General features: G+C 69.0%; 21 protein-coding genes and 1 tRNA gene. 12 read left to right on the top strand and 10 right to left on the bottom strand.

Features of this window, described 5'->3' with window-relative positions:
* Positions 1–70: 70 nt before the first annotated feature.
* From OF850_RS03445 to OF850_RS03425, 5 genes are all read right to left on the bottom strand, one after another.
* Positions 71–1,285 (bottom strand): beta-ketoacyl synthase N-terminal-like domain-containing protein, encoded by a 1,215-nt coding sequence (locus OF850_RS03445; RefSeq protein ID WP_301588343.1) that lies wholly within the window; start codon positions 1,283–1,285, stop codon positions 71–73.
* The gene (locus OF850_RS03440; RefSeq protein WP_301588341.1) at positions 1,282–2,301 is read right to left on the bottom strand and encodes a beta-ketoacyl synthase N-terminal-like domain-containing protein; all 1,020 of its coding nucleotides are present in this window, start codon (positions 2,299–2,301) and stop codon (positions 1,282–1,284) included. Before OF850_RS03440 ends, OF850_RS03445 begins: the two co-directional genes overlap by 4 nt.
* Positions 2,298–2,741, bottom strand: coding sequence for a 3-hydroxyacyl-ACP dehydratase FabZ family protein (locus OF850_RS03435; protein WP_408906453.1), 444 nt, complete (start codon positions 2,739–2,741; stop codon positions 2,298–2,300). Before OF850_RS03435 ends, OF850_RS03440 begins: the two co-directional genes overlap by 4 nt.
* Before the next feature lie 3 nt (positions 2,742–2,744).
* On the bottom strand, positions 2,745–3,035 hold the full coding sequence (locus tag OF850_RS03430) for an acyl carrier protein (protein ID WP_207536896.1): 291 nt from the start codon (positions 3,033–3,035) through the stop codon (positions 2,745–2,747).
* Positions 3,036–3,114: 79 nt separating this feature from the next.
* Positions 3,115–3,306: a hypothetical protein gene (locus OF850_RS03425; protein ID WP_301588339.1), complete on the bottom strand. Its 192-nt coding sequence runs from the start codon at positions 3,304–3,306 to the stop codon at positions 3,115–3,117.
* Between the two features lie 305 nt (positions 3,307–3,611).
* Here OF850_RS03425 and OF850_RS03420 point away from each other — a divergent pair, with 305 nt between their 5' ends.
* Complete coding sequence (locus OF850_RS03420) at positions 3,612–4,355, top strand: Crp/Fnr family transcriptional regulator (protein WP_301588338.1); 744 nt, start codon at positions 3,612–3,614, stop codon at positions 4,353–4,355.
* 8 nt (positions 4,356–4,363) lie between these two features.
* Here the strand turns inward: OF850_RS03420 and OF850_RS03415 are convergent.
* Positions 4,364–4,449, bottom strand: a tRNA-Leu gene (locus tag OF850_RS03415).
* A 97-nt stretch (positions 4,450–4,546) separates the two neighbouring features.
* Here OF850_RS03415 and OF850_RS03410 point away from each other — a divergent pair.
* The 5 genes from OF850_RS03410 to OF850_RS03390 all read left to right on the top strand — a co-directional run bounded on the left by OF850_RS03410 (position 4,547) and on the right by OF850_RS03390 (position 8,196).
* The gene (locus tag OF850_RS03410; RefSeq protein ID WP_301588336.1) at positions 4,547–5,266 is read left to right on the top strand and encodes a response regulator; all 720 of its coding nucleotides are present in this window, start codon (positions 4,547–4,549) and stop codon (positions 5,264–5,266) included.
* 5 nt (positions 5,267–5,271) lie between these two features.
* The gene (locus OF850_RS03405) at positions 5,272–6,597 is read left to right on the top strand and encodes an ATP-binding protein (RefSeq protein ID WP_301588335.1); all 1,326 of its coding nucleotides are present in this window, start codon (positions 5,272–5,274) and stop codon (positions 6,595–6,597) included.
* Between the two features lie 41 nt (positions 6,598–6,638).
* On the top strand, positions 6,639–7,019 hold the full coding sequence (locus tag OF850_RS03400) for a hypothetical protein (RefSeq protein WP_301588333.1): 381 nt from the start codon (positions 6,639–6,641) through the stop codon (positions 7,017–7,019).
* Between the two features lie 103 nt (positions 7,020–7,122).
* Entirely contained in the window at positions 7,123–7,494 is a 372-nt protein-coding gene (locus tag OF850_RS03395) for a hypothetical protein (protein ID WP_301588331.1), read from the top strand.
* 60 nt (positions 7,495–7,554) lie between these two features.
* Complete coding sequence (locus OF850_RS03390) at positions 7,555–8,196, top strand: MBL fold metallo-hydrolase (protein ID WP_302474063.1); 642 nt, start codon at positions 7,555–7,557, stop codon at positions 8,194–8,196.
* A 7-nt stretch (positions 8,197–8,203) separates the two neighbouring features.
* On the opposite strand, the gene hemN is transcribed toward OF850_RS03390, so the two are convergent.
* The 4 genes from hemN to OF850_RS03370 are packed head-to-tail and all read right to left on the bottom strand — an operon-like array spanning position 8,204 to position 12,751.
* Positions 8,204–9,529, bottom strand: coding sequence for an oxygen-independent coproporphyrinogen III oxidase (gene hemN, locus OF850_RS03385; RefSeq protein WP_301588329.1), 1,326 nt, complete (start codon positions 9,527–9,529; stop codon positions 8,204–8,206).
* 46 nt (positions 9,530–9,575) lie between these two features.
* Positions 9,576–10,718, bottom strand: coding sequence for an aminotransferase (locus OF850_RS03380; RefSeq protein ID WP_301588328.1), 1,143 nt, complete (start codon positions 10,716–10,718; stop codon positions 9,576–9,578).
* A gap of 25 nt (positions 10,719–10,743) precedes the next feature.
* A complete protein-coding gene (locus OF850_RS03375) occupies positions 10,744–11,412 on the bottom strand; it encodes a DNA-3-methyladenine glycosylase family protein (RefSeq protein WP_301588326.1) in 669 nt (222 codons plus the stop codon).
* Positions 11,366–12,751 (bottom strand): carbohydrate porin, encoded by a 1,386-nt coding sequence (locus OF850_RS03370; protein WP_301588325.1) that lies wholly within the window; start codon positions 12,749–12,751, stop codon positions 11,366–11,368. Before OF850_RS03370 ends, OF850_RS03375 begins: the two co-directional genes overlap by 47 nt.
* A 117-nt stretch (positions 12,752–12,868) precedes the next feature.
* On the opposite strand from OF850_RS03370, the gene OF850_RS03365 reads away from it, so the two are divergent.
* The 6 genes from OF850_RS03365 (at position 12,869) to OF850_RS03340 (ending at position 19,223) form a co-directional block, all read left to right on the top strand.
* Complete coding sequence (locus OF850_RS03365; protein ID WP_301588323.1) at positions 12,869–13,573, top strand: RraA family protein; 705 nt, start codon at positions 12,869–12,871, stop codon at positions 13,571–13,573.
* Entirely contained in the window at positions 13,560–14,057 is a 498-nt protein-coding gene (locus tag OF850_RS03360) for an acyl-CoA thioesterase (protein WP_301588322.1), read from the top strand. Before OF850_RS03365 ends, OF850_RS03360 begins: the two co-directional genes overlap by 14 nt.
* Before the next feature lie 138 nt (positions 14,058–14,195).
* Positions 14,196–15,791 (top strand): amidohydrolase, encoded by a 1,596-nt coding sequence (locus tag OF850_RS03355; protein ID WP_301588321.1) that lies wholly within the window; start codon positions 14,196–14,198, stop codon positions 15,789–15,791.
* The gene (locus OF850_RS03350; protein ID WP_301588320.1) at positions 15,791–16,732 is read left to right on the top strand and encodes an ABC transporter permease; all 942 of its coding nucleotides are present in this window, start codon (positions 15,791–15,793) and stop codon (positions 16,730–16,732) included. The genes OF850_RS03355 and OF850_RS03350 overlap by 1 nt, the downstream gene beginning before the upstream one ends.
* The gene (locus tag OF850_RS03345; RefSeq protein WP_301588319.1) at positions 16,729–17,595 is read left to right on the top strand and encodes an ABC transporter permease; all 867 of its coding nucleotides are present in this window, start codon (positions 16,729–16,731) and stop codon (positions 17,593–17,595) included. The genes OF850_RS03350 and OF850_RS03345 overlap by 4 nt, the downstream gene beginning before the upstream one ends.
* Before the next feature lie 29 nt (positions 17,596–17,624).
* On the top strand, positions 17,625–19,223 hold the full coding sequence (locus OF850_RS03340) for an ABC transporter substrate-binding protein (RefSeq protein WP_301588318.1): 1,599 nt from the start codon (positions 17,625–17,627) through the stop codon (positions 19,221–19,223).
* Positions 19,224–19,228: the final 5 nt, after the last annotated feature.

Raw genomic sequence — 19,228 nt, 5'->3', positions numbered from 1 at the left:
ATGACGCCGCACGGAAACAAGCGTGCGGGGTGCCGCGGGTCAATGCGTTTGCCTACCTAGCAGAAGCAGGTCAGTCGGCGCGACCCAGCACCACGGACACGTTCTGCCCACCGAAGCCGAAGGAGTTCGACAGTGCCGCCTCGAAGCGGTGCTTCCGCGCGACCGGAACGGTGTCGAGACGAAGTTCGGGGTCCGGGTCTTCGTTGTTGATGGTGGGCGGCAGCATCTGGTCCCGTAGCGCGAGGAGGCACACCGCAGCCTCGATGGCCCCAGCCGCGGATAAAGTATGCCCGATCATACTTTTCGTGGATGAGATGGGTGGCGGCGCCTCTCCGAACAGGGCGTGGGAGGCGAGCGCCTCCATCTTGTCGTTCTCGGGAGTGGAGGTGCCATGCGCGTTGACATAGCCGATCGCGCTTGGCTCCAACCCTGCATCCGCGATGGCGCGGCTCATGGCGCGGATGATGGCGGAGCCGTCCGGCGTGCTGCGGGTGCGGTGGAACTTGTCCGCCGCCTCGCCGGCGCCGAGTACGTAGCCGAGGATGGCGGCCCCGCGCGCGCGGGCGTGGTCCTCGCGCTCCAGCACCAGGGCACCCGCGCCATCGGCCATGACGAAGCCGTCCCGGCTCAGGGTGAAGGGGCGCGATGCCTTTTCCGCCGCGTCGTTGCGGGTGGACAGGGCCTGGAGGAGGGAAAAGCGGATCAGCGTTTCCGGCTGCAAGGAAGCTTCGGCGCCGGCCGCGATGGCGCAGTCCGTTTCGCCGCGCCTGATCGCCTCGATCGCCATCTGAATGGCGCTTGATCCGCTGGCGCAAGCGGTGGTGACGGTCTGCGGAACGCCGCGTGTCCCGAAGCGCTCGGCCAGGCGCGTCGCGGTCCCGCCGAACAGGAACTCCGCCTGGAGATCTAGGCGACCGGAGGCGGCCTCGATCAGCCCGGGATAATCGGCGGCGTTGAGTTCCAGGCGCTGCGGCCACTCGATCTCCACGGGCGGCAGGCCGATGCAGAGCGGACCGGGGAAGGGGGCTTCCAACCCGGCCTGGGCCAACGCCTCGGCGATGACCGCCTCGCCGAGGCGTCGCGAGCGTTCGGCGACGGAGACGGGGTGTCGGGGTCGGTCCTCTGGCAGGTCCACGGAGGCGGCGAAGCGGGTCCGCATGCCGGTCGTGTCGAAGCGCGTAATCGGACGGACGCCGGAGCGCCCCGCAAGCATCGCCTCCCAATTCGCCTCCGCGCCCCAGCCGAGCGCGGTGACCATGCCGATTCCGGTGACGGCGATCCTCATTCCGAAGGCTCCAGCACGGCCACGGCCTCACCTCGGAAGGCGCCCCGCATCGCGATGCGGATCTGGGGCGCGCCGTCGCGCAGCATCATCGCGCCCAGCGCGACGGCGAGGGGGAAGGCGGCCTCGACCGTATGGCCGAATTGGTCGGCAAGGCGCAGGCCGGGACGAGGTGTCCCGAAGGGCCCGGCCCAGATCTCGATCGCGCCGGGACGCGCAGGCGGGGCGTCGATAAGCAGCGCGTCCAGACGGGCCTCGCTTGCCTCGGGCGGGCCCTGGTCCGTGGCGACGTGGGTCAGCTGCACCATGCCCGGGCCCGGGCCAAGTAGGAGAAAGGCGGCCGCGCTGCCAAGGACCAAGCCTTCGCGCTCATCCATGGGAACCCAGGGCCCCCGGTGCAGGCGCCCGCCCATGGCATGCAAAAGCAGGATCTCGGGCCGCTCGGCCAGGAAGGCACCACCGGCCAGGGCGAGGGTCGAGCTTCCGGCGGCGACGCGTGCCCAGGCCATGCGCATCGCCTCGGCACCGGCGATCTCCTCACCCATCAAGGTCCGGGAGGAGCCGCCAACGCCGTGGACAATGGAAATCGAGCCGGCGAGGAGGTTGGAAAGCTGTGCCAGAAACAGCGTCGGCCGCAGCCCATTCATCAGCGCGGCATGCAGCCCGGCTTCATCCGGCCGCGTCGCGAGGATCTGCGCGTCCAGCGCCGCATCGCGCTCGCCGCCCCCCGCCGCGACGACGAGATCCATCTCGGCGACACGCTCGGATAGCGCAGCATCGGCGATGGCGAGGCCGGCGGCATGGGTGCCGAGGCGCTGCCAATTCTCCATCTGCCGCGACTCACGCCGCGGGATCGTCTTGTCGAAGGGCAGGGGCGCGAGGGGATGCAGCGGATGGGGGGCGAAACGCGCCTCGTCCAGCACGGGCACCGCATCCCGCCAACCTCGATGTGCCTCCGCGCCATCCCCCAGGGAGGACGCGATCCCGAGGCCCAGCACATGGACCGGCCGGCGCGTCACAGCCCCAGCACCTCGGCGCGCCGCACCACTGCTTCGCGCAGTTCCGGAACGGGGAAGGGGAAGGTCTTCAGGGTCAGCTCGACTTCGGCCACCTTCTGCGTGCCTTCGGACAACTCGCCGCGCAGCACCGCATAGCCGGAGCCGTCATGGATCAGCTCGGCGACAGCGGTGAGCGCGGCGCCAGGACGCACCTGCCCGCGCAGCTTGGCCTCGCCCACCTTGGCGAGCACCGCCATCCGCGTGCGACCTGACCGCTCCACCATCAGCCAGCCCGCGGTTTGCGCCATGATCTCGACCATCAGCACACCGGGAAGCAGCGGGTAGCCCGGGAAATGCCCTTCGAAGACAGGGCTTTCCTCGGGCACGCGGCAGGCGGTCGCGATCCGCGTCTCCGTGCGTTCGGTGACGCGGTCCAGCATCTCGAAGGTTTCCAGGCGCAAGTGTCAGCCCTGCTTCGCGGCCACCAGCTCGTCGATGCGGCGCGCCAGGCTGCCCATCACGAAGAACTGATCCGCGGGGGCCTTGCCGCTGTTCACCTGCTCGGTCCATGCCTCGACGGGGACCTTCACGCCGAAGCGCTTGTCGATCTCGAACACGATGTCGAGGAAATCGAGGCTGTCGATGCCCAGGTCGTTGATGACGTGGGCCTCCGGCGTGATCTTCGCGCGCTCGACATTGGCGGTCTCGGCGATGATGTCGGCGATGGTCTCGAAGGTCGGGTCGGCCGAGGCCATACGGGGGCTCCCAGGGGAATGGCGAAGTGGGCGGTTTCGCCCGAACGCCGGGCGCTGTCCAGCGGGCTACCGTCCGCCGCTAATCCGCGAGGGAGGAGGCCGGGATTCGGATCTGGAGGGATGGTCCGCTTCCACCCGTCTCAAGCACGGCCCGCATCCCGCGCGGCGCCAGCAGCCTGAGCGCGGCCGGCCCTGGATCGCTGGCCGGGCCGTTGCTCTCCATCCACAGGAGCGAGAGCACATCCTCGTTCATCCGGGCTTCGAGCGTCACCAAACCGCCGCGGACGGACAGCGCCCCACTTGCCCGCGCGCGGTCACGCAGGCGGTGCGCCAAAAGGGTGAGCCAAGCTGCAGAGGCTGGTCCCAAGGTGGGTTCGGGCCCTTCCAAGCTTAGCGAGACCTCGATCCCGAGGACGCCGCGCAAAACGCTCCAGCCGCCGTGCCCATCAATATTCAAGGAACTTGTTCCCGCGAGCCCATTGCGGCAATGTTATGTCGCAGGGAGCCTTCGAGTTCTGTCCACAAGCAGACATAGAGCGGAACAAAATGCGGTGGAATAGGTGGAGGGCAGGTCTCATGGAAGAACAGTTCTCGAACAATCTTCTTCTGACCTTGCGACCACAGGACAGGAAGTTGCTGGAACCCTCGCTGGAAACGGTCGTTCTCAGTACTGGCACGTTGTTGTTCGAAGCCGGCGATGATGTCGAGTTCGTGCATTTCCCATGCGGTCCCACCCTCGCTTCGTTTTCCGTGACCTTGGAGAATGGCGCACCGGTGGAGACAGCATTGATCGGCCGTGAAGGCGCTATGGGGGGCATCGTGAGCCAGGGGCGCCTTCCAGCCTACGCCAGGGCGGTGGTTCGCATGGGCGGACCCTTCCTTCGAATTCCATGCATGAGGTTGGAGGCTGCCAAGGAGCGGTCTGCTCCGCTTCGCAACGTCTTCGCCCGCTATGCTGATTGCCTCCTGGCGCAAGTCTTTCAGTCCGTCGCCTGCAACGCCGTCCACGGAATCGAGGCCCGCACCGCCAAGTGGCTCCTCGCCGCGCTGGACCGGACCGGCTCGCCCGAAGTCGAACTGACGCAAGAGCAGCTTGCCGGAATGCTCGGAGTCGGCCGGACCTATGTAAGCCGAGTGCTGCGCGACCTTCGCGGCGCCGGCGTTGTGGCGACGCGCCGCGGCCGCCTCGTCATCCAGGACCCCAAGGCGCTGCACGCCACCTCATGCCACTGCAACGAGGCGCTGAAGCGGCACTTCCAGGAAGTGCTTTCGGGAGTTTACCCGAGCGCAGAGGAAAGCCAGGCCATGCGGCGCGCCTGAGGCCGAACTGGTAGGGGCGGGGGGACTCGAACCCCCATGGCCGCGAGGCCGCTCGATTTTGAGCCGAGTCCGTCTACCGTTCCGGCACGCCCCCACCGGGCGCGGCTGCATAGCACGTCCCGCCACCAGAGGGCGAGACGCCACACTCCGTTTCCTTCGGTTACATGAATCCCCGCTATCCTGAAGCGAAGATGAATCCCTCCCAGCACATCCTTGTCCTCGACGATGATCGCGAGATCCGTGAGCTCCTCGGCCAGTTCCTGGAGCGCCAAGGCATGCGCGTCACCTTGGCCCGCGACGCGCGAGAGCTGCGGCGAGTCTGGCCGCTGGCGAAGTACAATCTTGTCGTGCTCGACCTGATGCTTCCGGGCGAGTCGGGGCTGGACGTGGCACGCTGGCTGCGCAGCCAGTCGCCGGTGCCCATCGTCATGCTCACTGCCATGGGGGAGGAGACAGACCGCATTGTCGGCCTCGAGCTTGGCGCCGACGACTACATGGCGAAGCCCTTCAACCCGCGTGAACTCCTCGCCCGCATCCGCGCCGTGCTGCGCCGCGCGGAGGGAGCAGAGACCGCGCCGGGCGGGCCGCCGGAACGGCTGTTCCGCTTCGCGGGCTGGACGCTGGAGACGGCGCGGCGTCGCCTCCTCAGCCCGCAAGGCGTGGAAATCCCGCTCACGGGGGGCGAGTTCGACCTTCTCACCATCCTCGTCGAACGGCCGAACCGGGTCCTGACGCGCGACATGCTGATGGACCTGTTGCACAACCGGCAGCCCGGCCCCTTCGACCGGGCGATCGACGTCGCCGTGTCGCGGCTGCGGCGCAAGCTGGAGGATGACGGGCGCAATCCCAGCGTCATCAAGACCGTGCGCGGCGGGGGCTATGTGCTCGCCTCGCCGGTGGAAAGGGCCTGAACCCCGTGCTGCGGCGCCTATGGCCCTCCAGCCTCGCCGGGCGCACCGCGCTCGTGCTCATCCTGGCCCTCATGGCCGTGCAGGCGGCCGGCCTCACCATCCATGCGCTGGACCGGGTGGACCTCCAGCGGCGGGCCGAGGCGCGGGAGGTGTCGCTCCGCGGCTTCGCGTTGTGGCGCAGCCTCGTGACCCAACCGCCCGAGCGCCGCGCCGACATCCTGGCTGATGCGGAGCTTCCCGCCGGCCTCCAGGCCTCGCTGGATGACTCGCCTTTGGTGACGCAATCCACGGCCCCGGTGCCTGAGCGCTTGTCGCGGATGTTTCGGCTGGATGGGCCGGGCCCGCCAGGGCTCCGCCGCTTCCGTCCGCGTGAGGTCCTGTCCGGGGTGGAGCGGGGCGAGTTGCGCGTCGCGCTGCGCTTCCCGGATCGGGGCTGGCTGAACCTGGCGATCGCGCCGCCAAGGCTGCGGCCCTGGCATTCGGACACGTTCCTTGCGGCCTTTGTCGCCATGTCGGTAGCGGCGGCCCTGCTCATTCTCTGGGCGGTGCGGCGCCTGACCCGGCCCGTGCGCGACCTCGCGGCCGCGGCGGAGCGGCTCGGGCGGGACGTGAACGCGCCCGACCTTCCGGAAGCCGGCCCGCGTGAGGTCGCGACGGCGGCAGCGGCCTTCAACACCATGGCGGGCAATATCCGCCGCTTCGTCGATGACCGGACGCAGATGCTGGCGGCGATCGGTCACGACCTCCGCACGCCCATCACCCGCCTGCGCCTCCGTGCCGAGATGATGGAGGATGACGCGCTGCGCGAGAGGATGCTGCGCGACCTCGAGGAGATGGAGGCGATGATCAACGCCACCCTGACCTTCGCCCGTGACGACGCGGCCCAGGAAGCAGCGGTTCCGCTCGACCTCGCCGCCCTAGCGCGCACCGTGGCGGACGAGGCGGCCGATGCGCGGGAATCGGCCTTGATCTCCTATGAAGGCCCGGAACGCCTGGTGCTGCCGTTGCGTCCCGTCGCGACCAAGCGCGCCGTTGCCAACCTCGTGAACAATGCCCTGCTCTATGGCGGCGCCGCCCGGTTGTCGCTGGCCCACGAGGAAGGCGAGGTGGTGCTGGCGGTCGAGGACGATGGTCCAGGCATCCCACCCGAGCAGGTGGAAGCCGTGTTCCGCCCCTTTCACCGCCTGGAGGCGAGCCGGAACCGCGAAACCGGCGGGTCCGGCCTGGGCCTGACAATCGCGCGGTCCGTCGCGCGCGCCGGAGGCGGCGATATCCGCCTTCGCAACCGGGCGGAGGGGGGGCTGCGTGCGGAACTGCGGCTTCCGGCCTGACATTGCGGAAACTCCGGGGGACGCGCGCCGTTGGAAGGGGCATGAAAACCCTGCGATTCCTTGCGCCGGCCGTGGTCGGCGCCGCCCTCCTCGGCCCCGCCGCGGGCCTCGCCCAGATGATGGATCGTCCCGCCATCGCGCCGGGCGTCACCGTCATCGTTCCCGGCCATTCCGGCATGGCCCATGGCCATGGCCAGATGGTGCCGATGGACCATGGGCCCGCGACGATGGGCGCGGGCTATGGCGCCGGTCAGGCCGCGCCGCCGGGCTACACCGGCCGGATGGTGCCGGTGCCTGAGCCGTCTGCCGGCGACCGCATGAATTACGAGATGCTGCGCGAGCAGGAACGCCAAGCCTGGGAACGCGAGCGCGCCGAGTTGATCCGGCGCGGCTACGGCGTGCCATCGACCCAGCAGCGCTGACCCACACCGCTTTCCCCCAACGCGTTTGAGCGCCCCGGACCGCAAGGCCGGGGCGCTTCGCTTTGGAAGGGCAACGGTGCGCGCGGCCAGATGTTCAATAAACATGACCCGCATCATGTTCTTTGCGCCGGTTCTCGCCGGTCTTGCCCTTGCGGTCCCGGCGAAGGCCCAGGACCTGGGCACCATCATCCAGCAGGTCGCGCCTGCGCTCCTGGGCCAGCAGCCTCAGGCGCCCGTCCAGCAGCAGCTCCATCCCCAGGATGACCGCAACCGAAACGGTGTCCCGGATTGGGAGGAGCGCCGCCCGCACCGCGATGCCTATCGCGAAGAAGGCCGCCCCCACCGGGATGCGCATCGCGACGAGCGGCGCGCCCTGCGCGAGGAGGAACGGCGCCTGGCCGAGCGCGAGCGTCGCCTCGAGGAGCGTCGGCGTCAGCTCGATGCCGAGCGCCGCTCACTTGACCGACGATGGTAAGGTAGCATTTCTCTCGCGCACCATTTCCCGCTAACCCTTCGCTAGACGCGCGAGGAACCCATGTCCCTGAAGGCCAGCATCATCCCGGTCACGGCTTTTGGCCAGAACTGCTCGGTCTTCTGGGATGACGGATCGCGTCAGGCGACGGTGATCGACCCTGGCGGGGACGTGGACGCCATCCTTGCGATGCTGCAGCGCGAGAACCTGACCGTCGCCGAGATTGTGCTCACGCACGGCCATATCGACCACGCCGGCGGTGCGGCCGAGTTGAAGGAGCGCGCCGGGGGGGTCCCGATCATCGGTCCGCACGAGGCGGACCGGATCCTGCTCGACCATCTGGCGGAGCAGGGCCGCGCCTACGGGCTTGAGGGTGCGCGAAACGTCACCCCCGACCGCTGGCTGAACGAGGGCGACGAGGTAACGATCGCAGGAGAGACCTTTGCCGTGCTGCACTGTCCAGGCCACTCGCCGGGGAGCGTCGTCTTCTTTTCCTCCGCCCTGCGCTTTGCCGTGGTGGGCGATGTGCTGTTCCAGGGCTCAATCGGCCGGACCGACTTTCCCTATGGCGACCACGACGGACTGATCGAGGCTATCACCACCAAGCTCCTGCCGCTTGGTGACGATGTTCGCTTCATCTGCGGCCACGGCGCGGGCAGTGACTTCGGGACCGAGAGGCGGACCAACCCCTTTCTGCGTGGCTGACGGCGACTCACACCGCGACGGAGTGCCGCCCGGGACCCGTTCCCAGCCGCGCGTCGAAGCAGGCGGCGACATGCCGCAGGAAGCGCCGTCCGGTTTCGGTCACCCGGAGCAGGTCGCCTTCCAGCACCACGACTCCATCTTTTGCCAGGGCCCGCAGCCCCGGCACGGCGCGGGCCCGGATGCACAGGGGCAGAGGGGCAAGGTCAAGACGCAGGTCGCACATCACCCGCTCGATCGCAGCGCGGCGTAGCCGGTCCTCCTCGCTGAGGCGGAGGCCGCGCGCCACGGGCAGGATGCCAGCCTCCACCGCCTCGACCCAACCGCGCTCCTCCGAGATGTTCTGCACATAGCCGGAGGGGGTTTCGCCGATCGCGGAGCAGCCCATGCCGAGGAGAACCGGGGCCGTGTCGGTGGTGTATCCCTGAAAGTTGCGCCGCAGCCGGAAGCCGCGTGCGGCGACGGCCATCGGGTCGTCGGGGAGGGCGAAATGGTCGAGGCCCACCGCCTCGTAGCCGTGGGCCAGGAGGGTTTCCTGTGCGGCCGCCGCCTGGTCGAGCCGTTCCACGGCCCCGGGGAGTTCCTCGCCCCGGATTGCGCGCTGGGCGGGCTTCATCCAGGGCACGTGGGCGTAGCCGAACGCGGCGACCCGGTCGGCGCGGAGCCGTGCCGCAACCTGCGCCGTCGCCACCACGTGATCGGCGGATTGGCCCGGCAGCCCGTACATCATATCGAGGTTGATGCGCCGGATGCCCGCGCCGCGCAGGCGCTCCATCGCCTCCTCCACCTGCGGCACCGGCTGGATGCGGCCCATCTTGCGCTGGACTTCGTCATTCGCGTCCTGCAGGCCGAGCGAGGCTCGGTTGAAGCCGGCTTCCGCCAGCGCCCCCACTACGTCCTCAGTCAGGGTGCGCGGGTCGAGTTCCACGGAGAGTTCGGCACCCGGCGCGAAGGGAAACTGGCGCTTCAGGTGGCGGACGACACCGGCCAGGCGCTCGGCGCCGAGGGCGGAGGGGGTGCCGCCGCCCAGATGGAGCTGCGTCACCGGGCCGCAAGGGGAGGGCATGGCATCGGCCAGAAGCTGCGCCTCCCGCACCAGGGCGAGGGCATACCGCTCGATCCGCTCCTCCTGCCGGGTCACCGTGGTGTGGCAGCCGCAATACCAGCAGAGCGCATGGCAGAAGGGGATGTGGAGGTAGAGGGACAGCGCGTCCTCGGCGCCGATGCGCGCCAATCCGGCCGCGTGCTCCGCGGGCGTCAGTGGCTGGAAATGCGGCGCCGTGGGGTAGGAAGTGTAGCGCGGCAGGCTGGCGGTGGCGTAGGCGGCGAGGTCCATGGCGTCATCCCATGCCCCGGCGTGGGATGCGCCGCCTTGCGCTGGATCAAGCCCCCGCCCAGAGCAGGCGCTTCGGCAGGTCGCCCAGACGTTCCGCCTCCGCATTGGCAAAGGCGAGCCGAAGGTGCCGGTGCTGCCCCGGCCCGAAGAAGGGGCCCGGCAGGACAAGCAGGCCGGTCCGCTCCGCGAGCAGCCGCGCAGCTTCCACTGCGTCGGGCGCCGCTTCGGGCAGGCGGAGATAGGCGAAATAGGCACCAATGGCGTCGATCCGGTGCGCGGAAAGCGCCTCGCGGCACGCCCGGGCGCGGCCGTCCATGATCCGCCGGTTTCTGGCACGCCAATCGCGCAGGGCGGGAATGGCCCAGGCCAGCGCCGCCTGTCCCGGTCGGGCCGGGCAGATCTGGAGCGTGTCCAGGGCTTTGCGAAGCTGCTCCTGGAACGCCGCCCGTGCGACTACCGCCCCCAGGCGATGCCCAGGGATGCAGAAGGCCTTGCTGAAGCTGTAAAGGTGGACGAAGCCACGCCCCTCCGCGAAGAGGTCATGGGGCCGGGCGTCCAGGAAGTCGCGGTAGGTCTCGTCCACCACGAGTTCGATGCCGCGCCTTTCGCACAGGGCCTGGAAGGCGGCGATGGTCTCGGGCGGGTAGACGGCGCCGGTCGGGTTGTTGGGCGTCACCAGCAGGATGGCACAGCTCCGCTCGTCCAGCAGGGCCTCGGCCCGTTCGGGATCCGGCACGAAACCTGCCTCAGCGTCGCAGGGGAGGGGGCGTGCCTCCACCCCGGCCATGCGCAGCGCCATCTCGTGATTGAAGTACCAGGGCGTCGGGATGAGCACGTTGTCGCCCGGCGCCGCCAGCACCTTCATCACCATGGCGAAGGCGAGGTTGCAACCTGCGGTGATCGCGACCTCCCCGGCGCTGACGAGGCCGCCGTAGAGGGACGACACATCTTCGGCCAGGGCGTCCCGCAGCGCCACATCGCCCTCGATCGGTCCATACCCGGCCAGATCGGCGCGGGAGGCCGCCTCGCCCAGACGGAGCAGCATCTCCGGATGAGGAGGATAGCCCGGGACAGCCTGCGTCAGGTCCAGGGCCGGTCCCTGCGCACCGTCATAGCGCGATGCCCATTGGCGCGCGGCGGGGATGGGAGGCTCTGCGGTGGCGAGGATGGTGGGCGCGAACATGGCCATGGCTTGGCATCCACCCGGCCCGCGATCAATCCCGGTCCCAGACCGGACGCCCCGTCACCAGCAGCCAGTGGTGCCACAGCATCCGCGCCGCCACCCCGCGCCAGGGCGTCCAGGCGCGCGCAATTTCCCGCAGTGCCGTGGGGGAGGGGCGTCCGGCGAGGTTCAGCATGTGCGCGGCCCCGGCCGCCAGCGCCACATCCCCGGCAGGAAACACGTCATGTCTCAGTTCGGAAAGGACGAGGTGCGTCTCGGCCGTCCAGGGGCCGATGCCCTTCACCGCGGTCAGCATCGCCACCGCCGCTTCATCGGCGAGTTGCGGAAGGGCGGCGAAGTCGAGCGTCCCTTCGACCACCGCCCGCGCCAGGGCCCTTGCATGGGCGGCCCGCGACCGCGTCAGTCCGCCAAGGCCACACAGCGTGTCGTCATCCATCTCGGGCAGGATGGCCGGGTCGAGCGCGCCGGGGATGGAGGAAAGCCGCCGCCAGATCGCGCCCGCGGCCGCATGGCTCACCTGCTGGCCGCAGATCGTGCGCAGCAGGCCGCGGAAACCGCCCTCCCGCGCCACGAAGGGGACGGGCAGGGCCACCTGGGCGAAGCGGGGCTCGGCAGCGATCAGCGCCGCAATGCCCTCACCGAACCAGGGCGGCTCAGAAGGCGGTCCGGAAGCGGAGGGCGAGGAGATGAACGGGTCCACGATCCTGGTTGTATGCCGGGTTCACGATAGCTTGGTAGTTCAGCGCCACGTCGATCCCGGCGGCGACGCGCATGTTGTAGTAGGTCTCAATCGCCACCTCGGGCGTGTAGTTCAGCCGTCCGTCGCCGACGATGAAGCCGATGCCGCCCGCTTCCAGGTAGCGGCGCCGGCCGGCACTGATCCATCCGACATTGCCGCCCAGCGCCACCGTGTCGAGCGGCCGGCCCCAGCGCGTGCCATGCATGGAAACGCCGGCCGAGACGGCGCGGTCCGTCTCGGTGAACATCCAGTTCTGCGTGCGGCCGTCATTCCAGGAAAGCCGTCCGAACACGCCGAGATCCTGAGTGATCTGCTGGTCGAAGGATAGGGCGAGGTTGTTCTTCCCTTCATAGCCATTCGGGTTCTGCTCGAAGGTGTCGAATCCGTTGCGGAAGAGCTGGTTCCAGGTGGATTGGCGCGTGCGGGAATAGCCATAGATCAGCCGTGCCGCGCCCTCGCGTCCATTCACCTCCCAGAACCGCTCCAGCGAGACGAGGGCCTGGAAGGCGCGGGTGACGGAGGGGTCGAGGAACAGGCCATTGGCTCGCCGCGCTACCTGGAACACGCCGGTGCGGACGGCCCACTTGCCGTTGTCCCACTCCACCGCGACGCCGTTGGTCCAGCCGCGCGCATCGGCGGCGTAATCGAACCCAGCCGCTCCGACCAAAGCCCAATTCAGGAACTGGGTGCGGGCGTCATGGGCGTAGCGATTGTCATCGAAGATGTCCCAGACGCTGAACTTGCCGGCCGTGATGGTGATGCGCTCCCGCGGGAGGGGTGCCGTGAAGCGCAGCGGGTCGTTATCGGGCGGCACCATGTCGCCGGAGAGGGCGATGGTCTGGCGGAAGAAGGCGCGCGGGACGAAGAAATACGGCTCTGTGCTGCCCAGGCGGAAGGCCTCGTTGTTCGGAAAGGCAGCGGCGCCCACCGAGTTGGACACGCCGAAGCCGCGTGTGACCGATGCGTTCACGACCACCTCGGCCCCGTGCCACAGCCGCCGCCCAAGGACGAGATCGGTTGAAAAGGTGTTCCGGGCATTGGGCGCCGGGCTGAGCGACGCCTCGCCGCGATAGGGCGAGCGAAAGCGCGGATGGCCCTGAAGGATGAAGGTCGCCTGGCCGCGGATCAGCCAGCCCTGGTCCTCCAGCCGGTCCTGCAACGCCGCGAGGCCAGGGAACAGCGCAAGCTCCGGGGAGCCGACATTGGGCGTGCCTGCCGACTGGAACCGCCCTGTCTGCGCGATGGCAGTGCCTGGCAATACCAGGGCGAAGATGGCGAGGAGGAGGCGTGCGAGGCTCATGGGTCTGCCTATCAAGACGTCTGCCCGCGAACAACGGTTGAACGGGAAATGTCATTCGGCGGACTTGCCGTCCGGGCTGCGCCGTTCTTCGATGCGCCCATTCGGAGGAGACGACGCATGGCTCAGCGCCCCTACACCAAGGAAGATCTCGACGCGCTCTGCGCCTGGGACACGCCCACCATCTGCAACGCGCTGGAGATCGTGGTGCCGGCCCGCCGCTCGCACGGCTTCACGGTGCGCCGCTTCGACGTGGCCTTCCCCTCCATGGCGCCGATCTGCGGCCCGGCCCGCACCGGAACGATCCGGGCGGCGCATCCATCGGGCCGCACCAAGGAGATGGACCGCGCCGCCCGCATCGGCTGGTACGAATACGTCGCCGAGCACGACCTGCCGGTGATCGTGGCGCTGCAGGATCTGGACGACGTGCCGGGCACCGGCGCCTTCTGGGGCGAGGTGAACACCAACGTCCACAAGGGGCTCGGAGCGCTGGGCTGCGTCTCCAACGGCTCCTTCCGCGATCTCGACATGATCGCGCCGGAATTCCAGCTCCTGGGCGTGGTGAACCCGTCCCACGCCTTCGTTCACATCGTGGATTGGGGCCGCCCGGTCAGCATTCACGGCATGAACGTCCAGCATGACGAGATCATTCATGCCGACCGTCACGGCGCCGTGACCATCCCGGCCGAGGCGGTGAAGCAGCTTCCCGCCGCCATCGATCTCCTCACCCGCAAGGAGGCTGTCATCCTGGAGATGGCGAAGCGTCCTGATTTCGACATCGCCAAGCTGCGCGAGGCCCTGGCCAAGAGCGATGACATTCATTGAGGACGGCCCCGTCCCGGAGGTCGAGGATGGGGTCTTCCGGTGGCGCCAGCCCCTCGCGCGGGTGAAGCCCGAATGGGTGGACGGGTATCGCCACCTGAACATGGGCTATTACCTCGTCGCCTACGACGCCCAGACCGACCGGCTCTGGCCGCATCTCGGCCTGGGCACGGCGCTGCGCGAATCCGGCCTCGGCACCTTCGCTGCCGAAGCCTGGCTCGACTATCAGCGCGAGATGACGGAAGGCATGCCGATCGGAGCGGAGAGCGAGGTTCTCGCCGTCGACGAGAAGCGGCTCCTCGTCCGGCACCGCATGTTCCATTGGGAGGAAGGCTGGACCGCGAGCGCGCATGAGGTGCTCTACCTTTGCGTGGATCTCGAGCGCCGCCGCGTCACCCCATGGCCGGAGGCGCTGCGCCAGCGTCTAGCATCCACGGCGACGGGCGCCCCGCCGCAGCGCCTGGCTCTCAGCCGCCGTCGCGGCTGATCGCCCTGCCTTCCGCGCGGGCAGCGCGGCCCGTTGCGAAGGCAGGATGGATTACGTTTCCCCGCGCTGACATGTCGCAAGAGTTGACGCGGCTTCATCATCGCATGACCATTCAGCCGTCCGGGAACAGGGGTGTGCGTGCAAGCAGAGATTCTTTTCACCAACGGCAAGGTGTTTCGTGGTCTCGCGGGCGGCATCGCCGATGGCGTCGCGGTCGCCGGGGGCAAGGTGGTGGCGCTTGGCGGGTCGCGCGAACTGGCGGGACCGGACACCAAGGTGGTGGATCTCGGCGGGAGGCTGCTGATCCCGGCCTTCAACGAGGCGCATATGCACCTCCTCCCCTTCGGCCTGGGACTGCGGCAGGTCCGCCTCCGCGCAGAGGAGGTGCGTTCGCTCGACGAGGTGCTGACGCGCCTGCGCGAAGCCGCGGCGCGGACGCCCAAGGGGCAATGGGTGCTCGGCACCGGCTACGACCACACGGCTCTCGACATCAATCGCCATCCCGACGTGGCCGAGCTGGACGCGGCCGTGCCGGACCATCCGGTCTTCATCACCCGGACCTGCGGCCATATGGGCGTGGCCAACAGCGCCGCGCTGCGCCTTGCCGGCATCGGTCACAACACGCCGGACCCGGAGGGCGGCGTCATCGTACGCGAGAAGGGGCGGCTCACCGGCCTCATCCAGGAACGCGCCATGGGCCTGGTGAAGCACGCCATGCCCGCCCCGGATGAAGCCGTCATGGCCGAGGCGATCGAGGCGGCTGGCCAACACCTCGCCTCGCTTGGCTTCGCATCTGCCACCGACATGAACGTCGGCATGTCCGGCGGCATGGCCGAGCTGGCCGCCTATCGGCGTGCGCGGGTCGTGCAGCGCATGTGGATGGTCCTGGCCGGCAACCCGGAAGGCATCGCCGCGGAGGCATGGGAATCCGGCCTCCGCCCGTGGCTCCCCGGCGGCGACGCGGAGGAGATGCTGCGCTACGGCGCGGTGAAGGTCTTCGCCGACGGCAGCGCGGGCGGGCTGACCGCCGCCTTCTTCGACCCCTATTTGCCCGGCGGCACCGGGGTCTTCACCTTCCCCGACGCGAAGATGCGCGACCTTCTCTCGCGCTATCATGGTCAGGGCTGGCAGCTCGACATCCACGCCATTGGCGACGCGGCAATCGAGCAGGTTCTTTCCGCCATGGAGGAAGCCGGCGCGACGCCGGAGCGCCGCCATCGCGTCGAGCATTGCGGCTTCGTGACACGGGACCAGCGACGCCGCATGAAGGCGCGCGGCATCCTGCCCGTGCCCCAGCCTGTCTTCATGCGGGAGTTCGGCGAAACCTATCTGAAGGTGCTCGGCCCCGAGCGCGCCCTGCGCGCCTATCCGATGAAGACCTGGATGGAGGAGGGCCAGCATCCGAGCGCCAGCAGCGACAGCCCGGTGTCCAACGTGGACCCGTTCGGCAACCTTCATGTCATGGTCACGCGCGAAACCGCGCAGGGCCGCGTCATGGGGCCCGAGGAGCGCCTGACGATCGAGGAGGCGCTGCACGCCTATAGCTGGTGCGGTGCCTACAGCACCTTCGCGGAAGGCAGCCGCGGCACGCTGGAGCCTGGGATGGATGCCGACATTGCCGTGCTGGACCGCGACATCCTGGTGGCCGATCCGGCGGAGATCCTTGCTGCGCGCTGCGACCTGACGCTGCGCGGCGGCGCCGTGATCCATGACCGGCACGGGGAGATGGGCTGATGCTCCGCCACGCCGCCCAGCGCCTCCTCCTTGCCCTGCCGGTCCTGTTCGGCGTGCTGCTGATCGGCTTCCTGCTGATGCAGGTGGTGCCGACCGACCCGGCCACCGTGCGGGCCGGCCCCCAGGCCACCGCCGAAGTTGTGGCCGCGATCCGCACCGAACTGGGGCTGGACGAGCCGATCTGGAAGCAGTTCGTTCTCTATGTCGCCCGCCTCGCCCAGGGCGACCTCGGTGTGTCCATCATCAACAACGTGCCGGTCAGCCAGGAGCTGGGCAGCACGATCGGGCCGACGCTGGAGCTGATGTTCGCGTCGCTGGTCTGGTCCATCCCGCTCGGCATCGCGATGGGCACGGTGGCAGCCTACTGGCGCGGCTCCTTCATCGATCGCATCGTGATGGCCTTCAGCGTGGCCGGCGTGTCGGTGCCGGTGTTCTTCCTCGGGCTACTGCTGATCTGGCTGGTGGGCTTCCAGTGGCAGCTCCTGCCCTTCACGGGGCGCGGCGGACCGCTCTGGACGCTGGACGGCATCAAGGCGGTGATCCTGCCTGCCATCACCCTGGGCGGGGTCTTCGTCGGTCCCGTCGCGCGCATGACCCGCACCGCCGTGGTGGACGCGCTCTCTGCCGAACATGTGCGGACGGCCCGCGCCAAGGGACTCAGCGAAGGCATCGTCGTGCGGCGCCACGCGCTGCGGAACGCGCTGATCCCGGTCGTCACCCTGATCGGGCTGCAGATCGGCTTCCTGCTTGGCGGCGCGGTGGTGACGGAGACGATCTTTTCCTGGCCTGGCGTCGGACGGCTCGCGGTGGGCGCGATCCTGTCCTCTGACTTCCCGATGGCGCAGGGCACCATCATCGTCCTTTCGGCGGGCTTCATCGTGATCAACCTCATCGTCGACCTGCTCTACGGGGCGCTCGACCCGCGGGTGCGCCAGTCGTGAGCGCCATCGTGACGACCGCGATCGAGGCGCCGCGCAAGCCCTCCGTGCTGCGGATGCTGATGCGCGACGTCGGCGGCACCATCAGCCTCGTCCTCGTGGTGCTGATCCTGCTCACCGCGCTGCTGGCGCCCTGGATCTCGCCGCGCGACCCGTACGAGACGGACCTGCTGGCGATCATGCAGCCCCCGAACGAGACCTACTGGCTCGGCACGGATGGGCAGGGCAGGGACATCCTCGCGCGCATGCTCTACGGGCTGCGCGTGACGCTGGCCATGGGCCTCGCCTCGCTGATCTTCGGCGGCGTGATCGGCGCGGTGGTCGGGTTCTGCGCCGCCTATTACCGCCGCGCCGACGGCACGCTGATGCGGCTGATGGACATCCTCCTGTCCTTCCCGGCCATCCTGTTCGGCCTGGCCCTCGCCGCCATCTTCGGGCCCGGCGAGACGAGCGTGGTGATCGCCCTTTCCATCGCCACCATCCCACTGATGGCGCGCATCGTGCGCGGCTCGGCCCTCGTGGTCATGGGGCTTGATTACATCGAGGCTGCGCGGGCCATCGGCATGAGCGACGCCCGGCTGATCTGGCGACACCTTGCGCCCAACTGCCTTTCCGCGATCTTCGTCTTTTCCACCTTGCGGCTCGGGCAGGTGATCCTGCTCGGCTCGGCGCTGTCCTTCCTGGGGCTTGGCGCGCAACCGCCGCTCGCGGAGCTTGGGGCGATGGCGGCGCAGGGGCGGAACTTCCTTTTCATCGCGCCGCATATCAGCGTGATCCCATCGGTTGGCATTTTCGTGATCGTGCTGGCCTTCAACCTTCTGGGGGATGCGCTGCGCGACGCGCTCGACCCCCGGCTCAGAATCTGAATCCGCAGGGAGACCAAGAGATGAGAGCGATGCTTCGACGCGCCACCCTGGCCGGGCTTGCCGCCATTGGCCTTGGCGGCATCGCGCAGGCCCAGGCGCCGGCGCGCAACCAGATCGTCATCATGCGGGAGATCGACGCCGACCGGTACGATCCGCACCGCTCCACCGCCCTCGCCACCGGCGAGGTGATGACCATGCTGTCCGACACGCTGGTCGCGATGGATTTCGACATGCGAACCATCCGGCCGCTCCTCGCCGAGCGCTGGGAGGTTTCGCAGGACGGCCTCGTCTACACCTTCCACCTGCGGCGCAACGTCACCTTCTGCGACGGCAAGCCCTTCACGGCGCGAGATATGGCCTTCAGCCTCAACCGCTGGATTGGCCGCACCCAGCCGCGCATCACCTCGCCCGTTGCCTGGCGCGCCGGCGACGTGAAGGAGATCAGCGCGGTGGACGACCACACGCTGCGCTACGAGTTGAACCGCCCCTTCGGCGAGCTGCTGTCGCAGCTGACGCTGTTCTTTGCCTCAGCGATCGATCCTGCCACGGTGGAGCGCCTGGGCGACAATTTCGGCGTGCAGGGCTTCAACGGCACCGGTCCCTTCTGTTGGGGCAGCTGGACCCCGCGCAACGAGCTGGTCCTGAACCGCCACCAGAACTATCGCTGGGGGCCTGATTTCTACCAGAACCGCGGGCCGGCGCATCTCGAGCGCGTGACCTGGCGCGTGATCCCCGAGGCGGCGTCGCGCGTCGCCGCGCTCCAGGCCAGCCAGGCCGATCTGACGCAATACATCCCTGCGGCCTTCGTCGAGCCGCTGTCGCGCGTGCCCACAGTGCAGCGGCTGCGCCAGCCCAACTACTTCTGGGACGTGTTCATGGGCTTCAAGGTGGACAAGCCCGTGGTGAACGACATCGCCATCCGCCGCGCCGTCCACATGGCGGTGGACCGCAACGCACTGGTGCGGGCCGTCTGGGCCGGGCAGGCCGAGGCCGCCCGCAACATCGTCAACCCCAATGCCGCTGACTACGACGCGGAATCCGACCGCATGGTCCCGGCCTTCGACCGTGCCGCCGCGATCCGCACGCTGGAGGAAGCGGGTTGGCGCGCCGGGCCAGACGGGGTCCGGGTGAAGGACGGGCAGCGCGCGACCTTCCTGCTCTATGCTATCAACACCCTCGACAACCAGCGCATGGGCGAGATCATCCAGCAGGCTTTGCGGCAGGTCGGGATCGAGATGCGCATCCAGCTCTTCGATGCGACCGTCGCCTGGGGGCGGCTGGCGACGCAGGAGTTCGACGCCTTCTTCCTGTCCTACCCCTACGTCTCGGCGACGGACGCGCTGAACCTCTACTGGCACAGCCGCAACCGGCCCACGCCGAACCGCATGAACTGGGCGGACCCGCAGACCGACCAGTGGCTGGAAGCGGGCCGCTCGGCCCTGCAGCCCGAGGAGCGCGCGCGCTACGCCGCGCTGATCCAGCGCCAGCTGGCCGAGCAGGCGCCGTGGCTCACCGTAGCGCGGACCCAGCTCAACCTCTTCGCCTCCAACCGCATCCAGGGCGCCCGCGCCCATGGGCTCTACGGGGCGGGGATCTACAAGGGCCTCGACATCCGGACCGTGAGGTAACCGCC

The sequence above is a fragment of the Sabulicella glaciei genome, assembly GCF_026183895.1.
Lineage (GTDB): Bacteria > Pseudomonadota > Alphaproteobacteria > Acetobacterales > Acetobacteraceae > Roseococcus > Roseococcus glaciei.
Note: the sequence above shows the minus strand (reverse complement) of the source record. Positions and strands in the feature narration are given on the sequence as shown.

Bases quoted from the DNA above. Each gene is read 5' to 3' on its own strand.
- OF850_RS03445 (WP_301588343.1), bottom strand. From the start codon at position 1,285: ATGAGGATCGCCGTCACCGGAATCGGCATGGTCACCGCGCTCGGCTGG.
- OF850_RS03430 (WP_207536896.1), bottom strand. From the start codon at position 3,035: ATGGCCTCGGCCGACCCGACCTTCGAGACCATCGCCGACATCATCGCC.
- OF850_RS03420 (WP_301588338.1), top strand. From the start codon at position 3,612: ATGGAAGAACAGTTCTCGAACAATCTTCTTCTGACCTTGCGACCACAG.
- OF850_RS03410 (WP_301588336.1), top strand. From the start codon at position 4,547: ATGAATCCCTCCCAGCACATCCTTGTCCTCGACGATGATCGCGAGATC.
- OF850_RS03400 (WP_301588333.1), top strand. From the start codon at position 6,639: ATGAAAACCCTGCGATTCCTTGCGCCGGCCGTGGTCGGCGCCGCCCTC.
- OF850_RS03395 (WP_301588331.1), top strand. From the start codon at position 7,123: ATGACCCGCATCATGTTCTTTGCGCCGGTTCTCGCCGGTCTTGCCCTT.
- OF850_RS03390 (WP_302474063.1), top strand. From the start codon at position 7,555: ATGTCCCTGAAGGCCAGCATCATCCCGGTCACGGCTTTTGGCCAGAAC.
- hemN (WP_301588329.1), bottom strand. From the start codon at position 9,529: ATGGACCTCGCCGCCTACGCCACCGCCAGCCTGCCGCGCTACACTTCC.
- OF850_RS03380 (WP_301588328.1), bottom strand. From the start codon at position 10,718: ATGGCCATGTTCGCGCCCACCATCCTCGCCACCGCAGAGCCTCCCATC.
- OF850_RS03370 (WP_301588325.1), bottom strand. From the start codon at position 12,751: ATGAGCCTCGCACGCCTCCTCCTCGCCATCTTCGCCCTGGTATTGCCA.
- OF850_RS03365 (WP_301588323.1), top strand. From the start codon at position 12,869: ATGGCTCAGCGCCCCTACACCAAGGAAGATCTCGACGCGCTCTGCGCC.
- OF850_RS03360 (WP_301588322.1), top strand. From the start codon at position 13,560: ATGACATTCATTGAGGACGGCCCCGTCCCGGAGGTCGAGGATGGGGTC.
- OF850_RS03350 (WP_301588320.1), top strand. From the start codon at position 15,791: ATGCTCCGCCACGCCGCCCAGCGCCTCCTCCTTGCCCTGCCGGTCCTG.
- OF850_RS03340 (WP_301588318.1), top strand. From the start codon at position 17,625: ATGCTTCGACGCGCCACCCTGGCCGGGCTTGCCGCCATTGGCCTTGGC.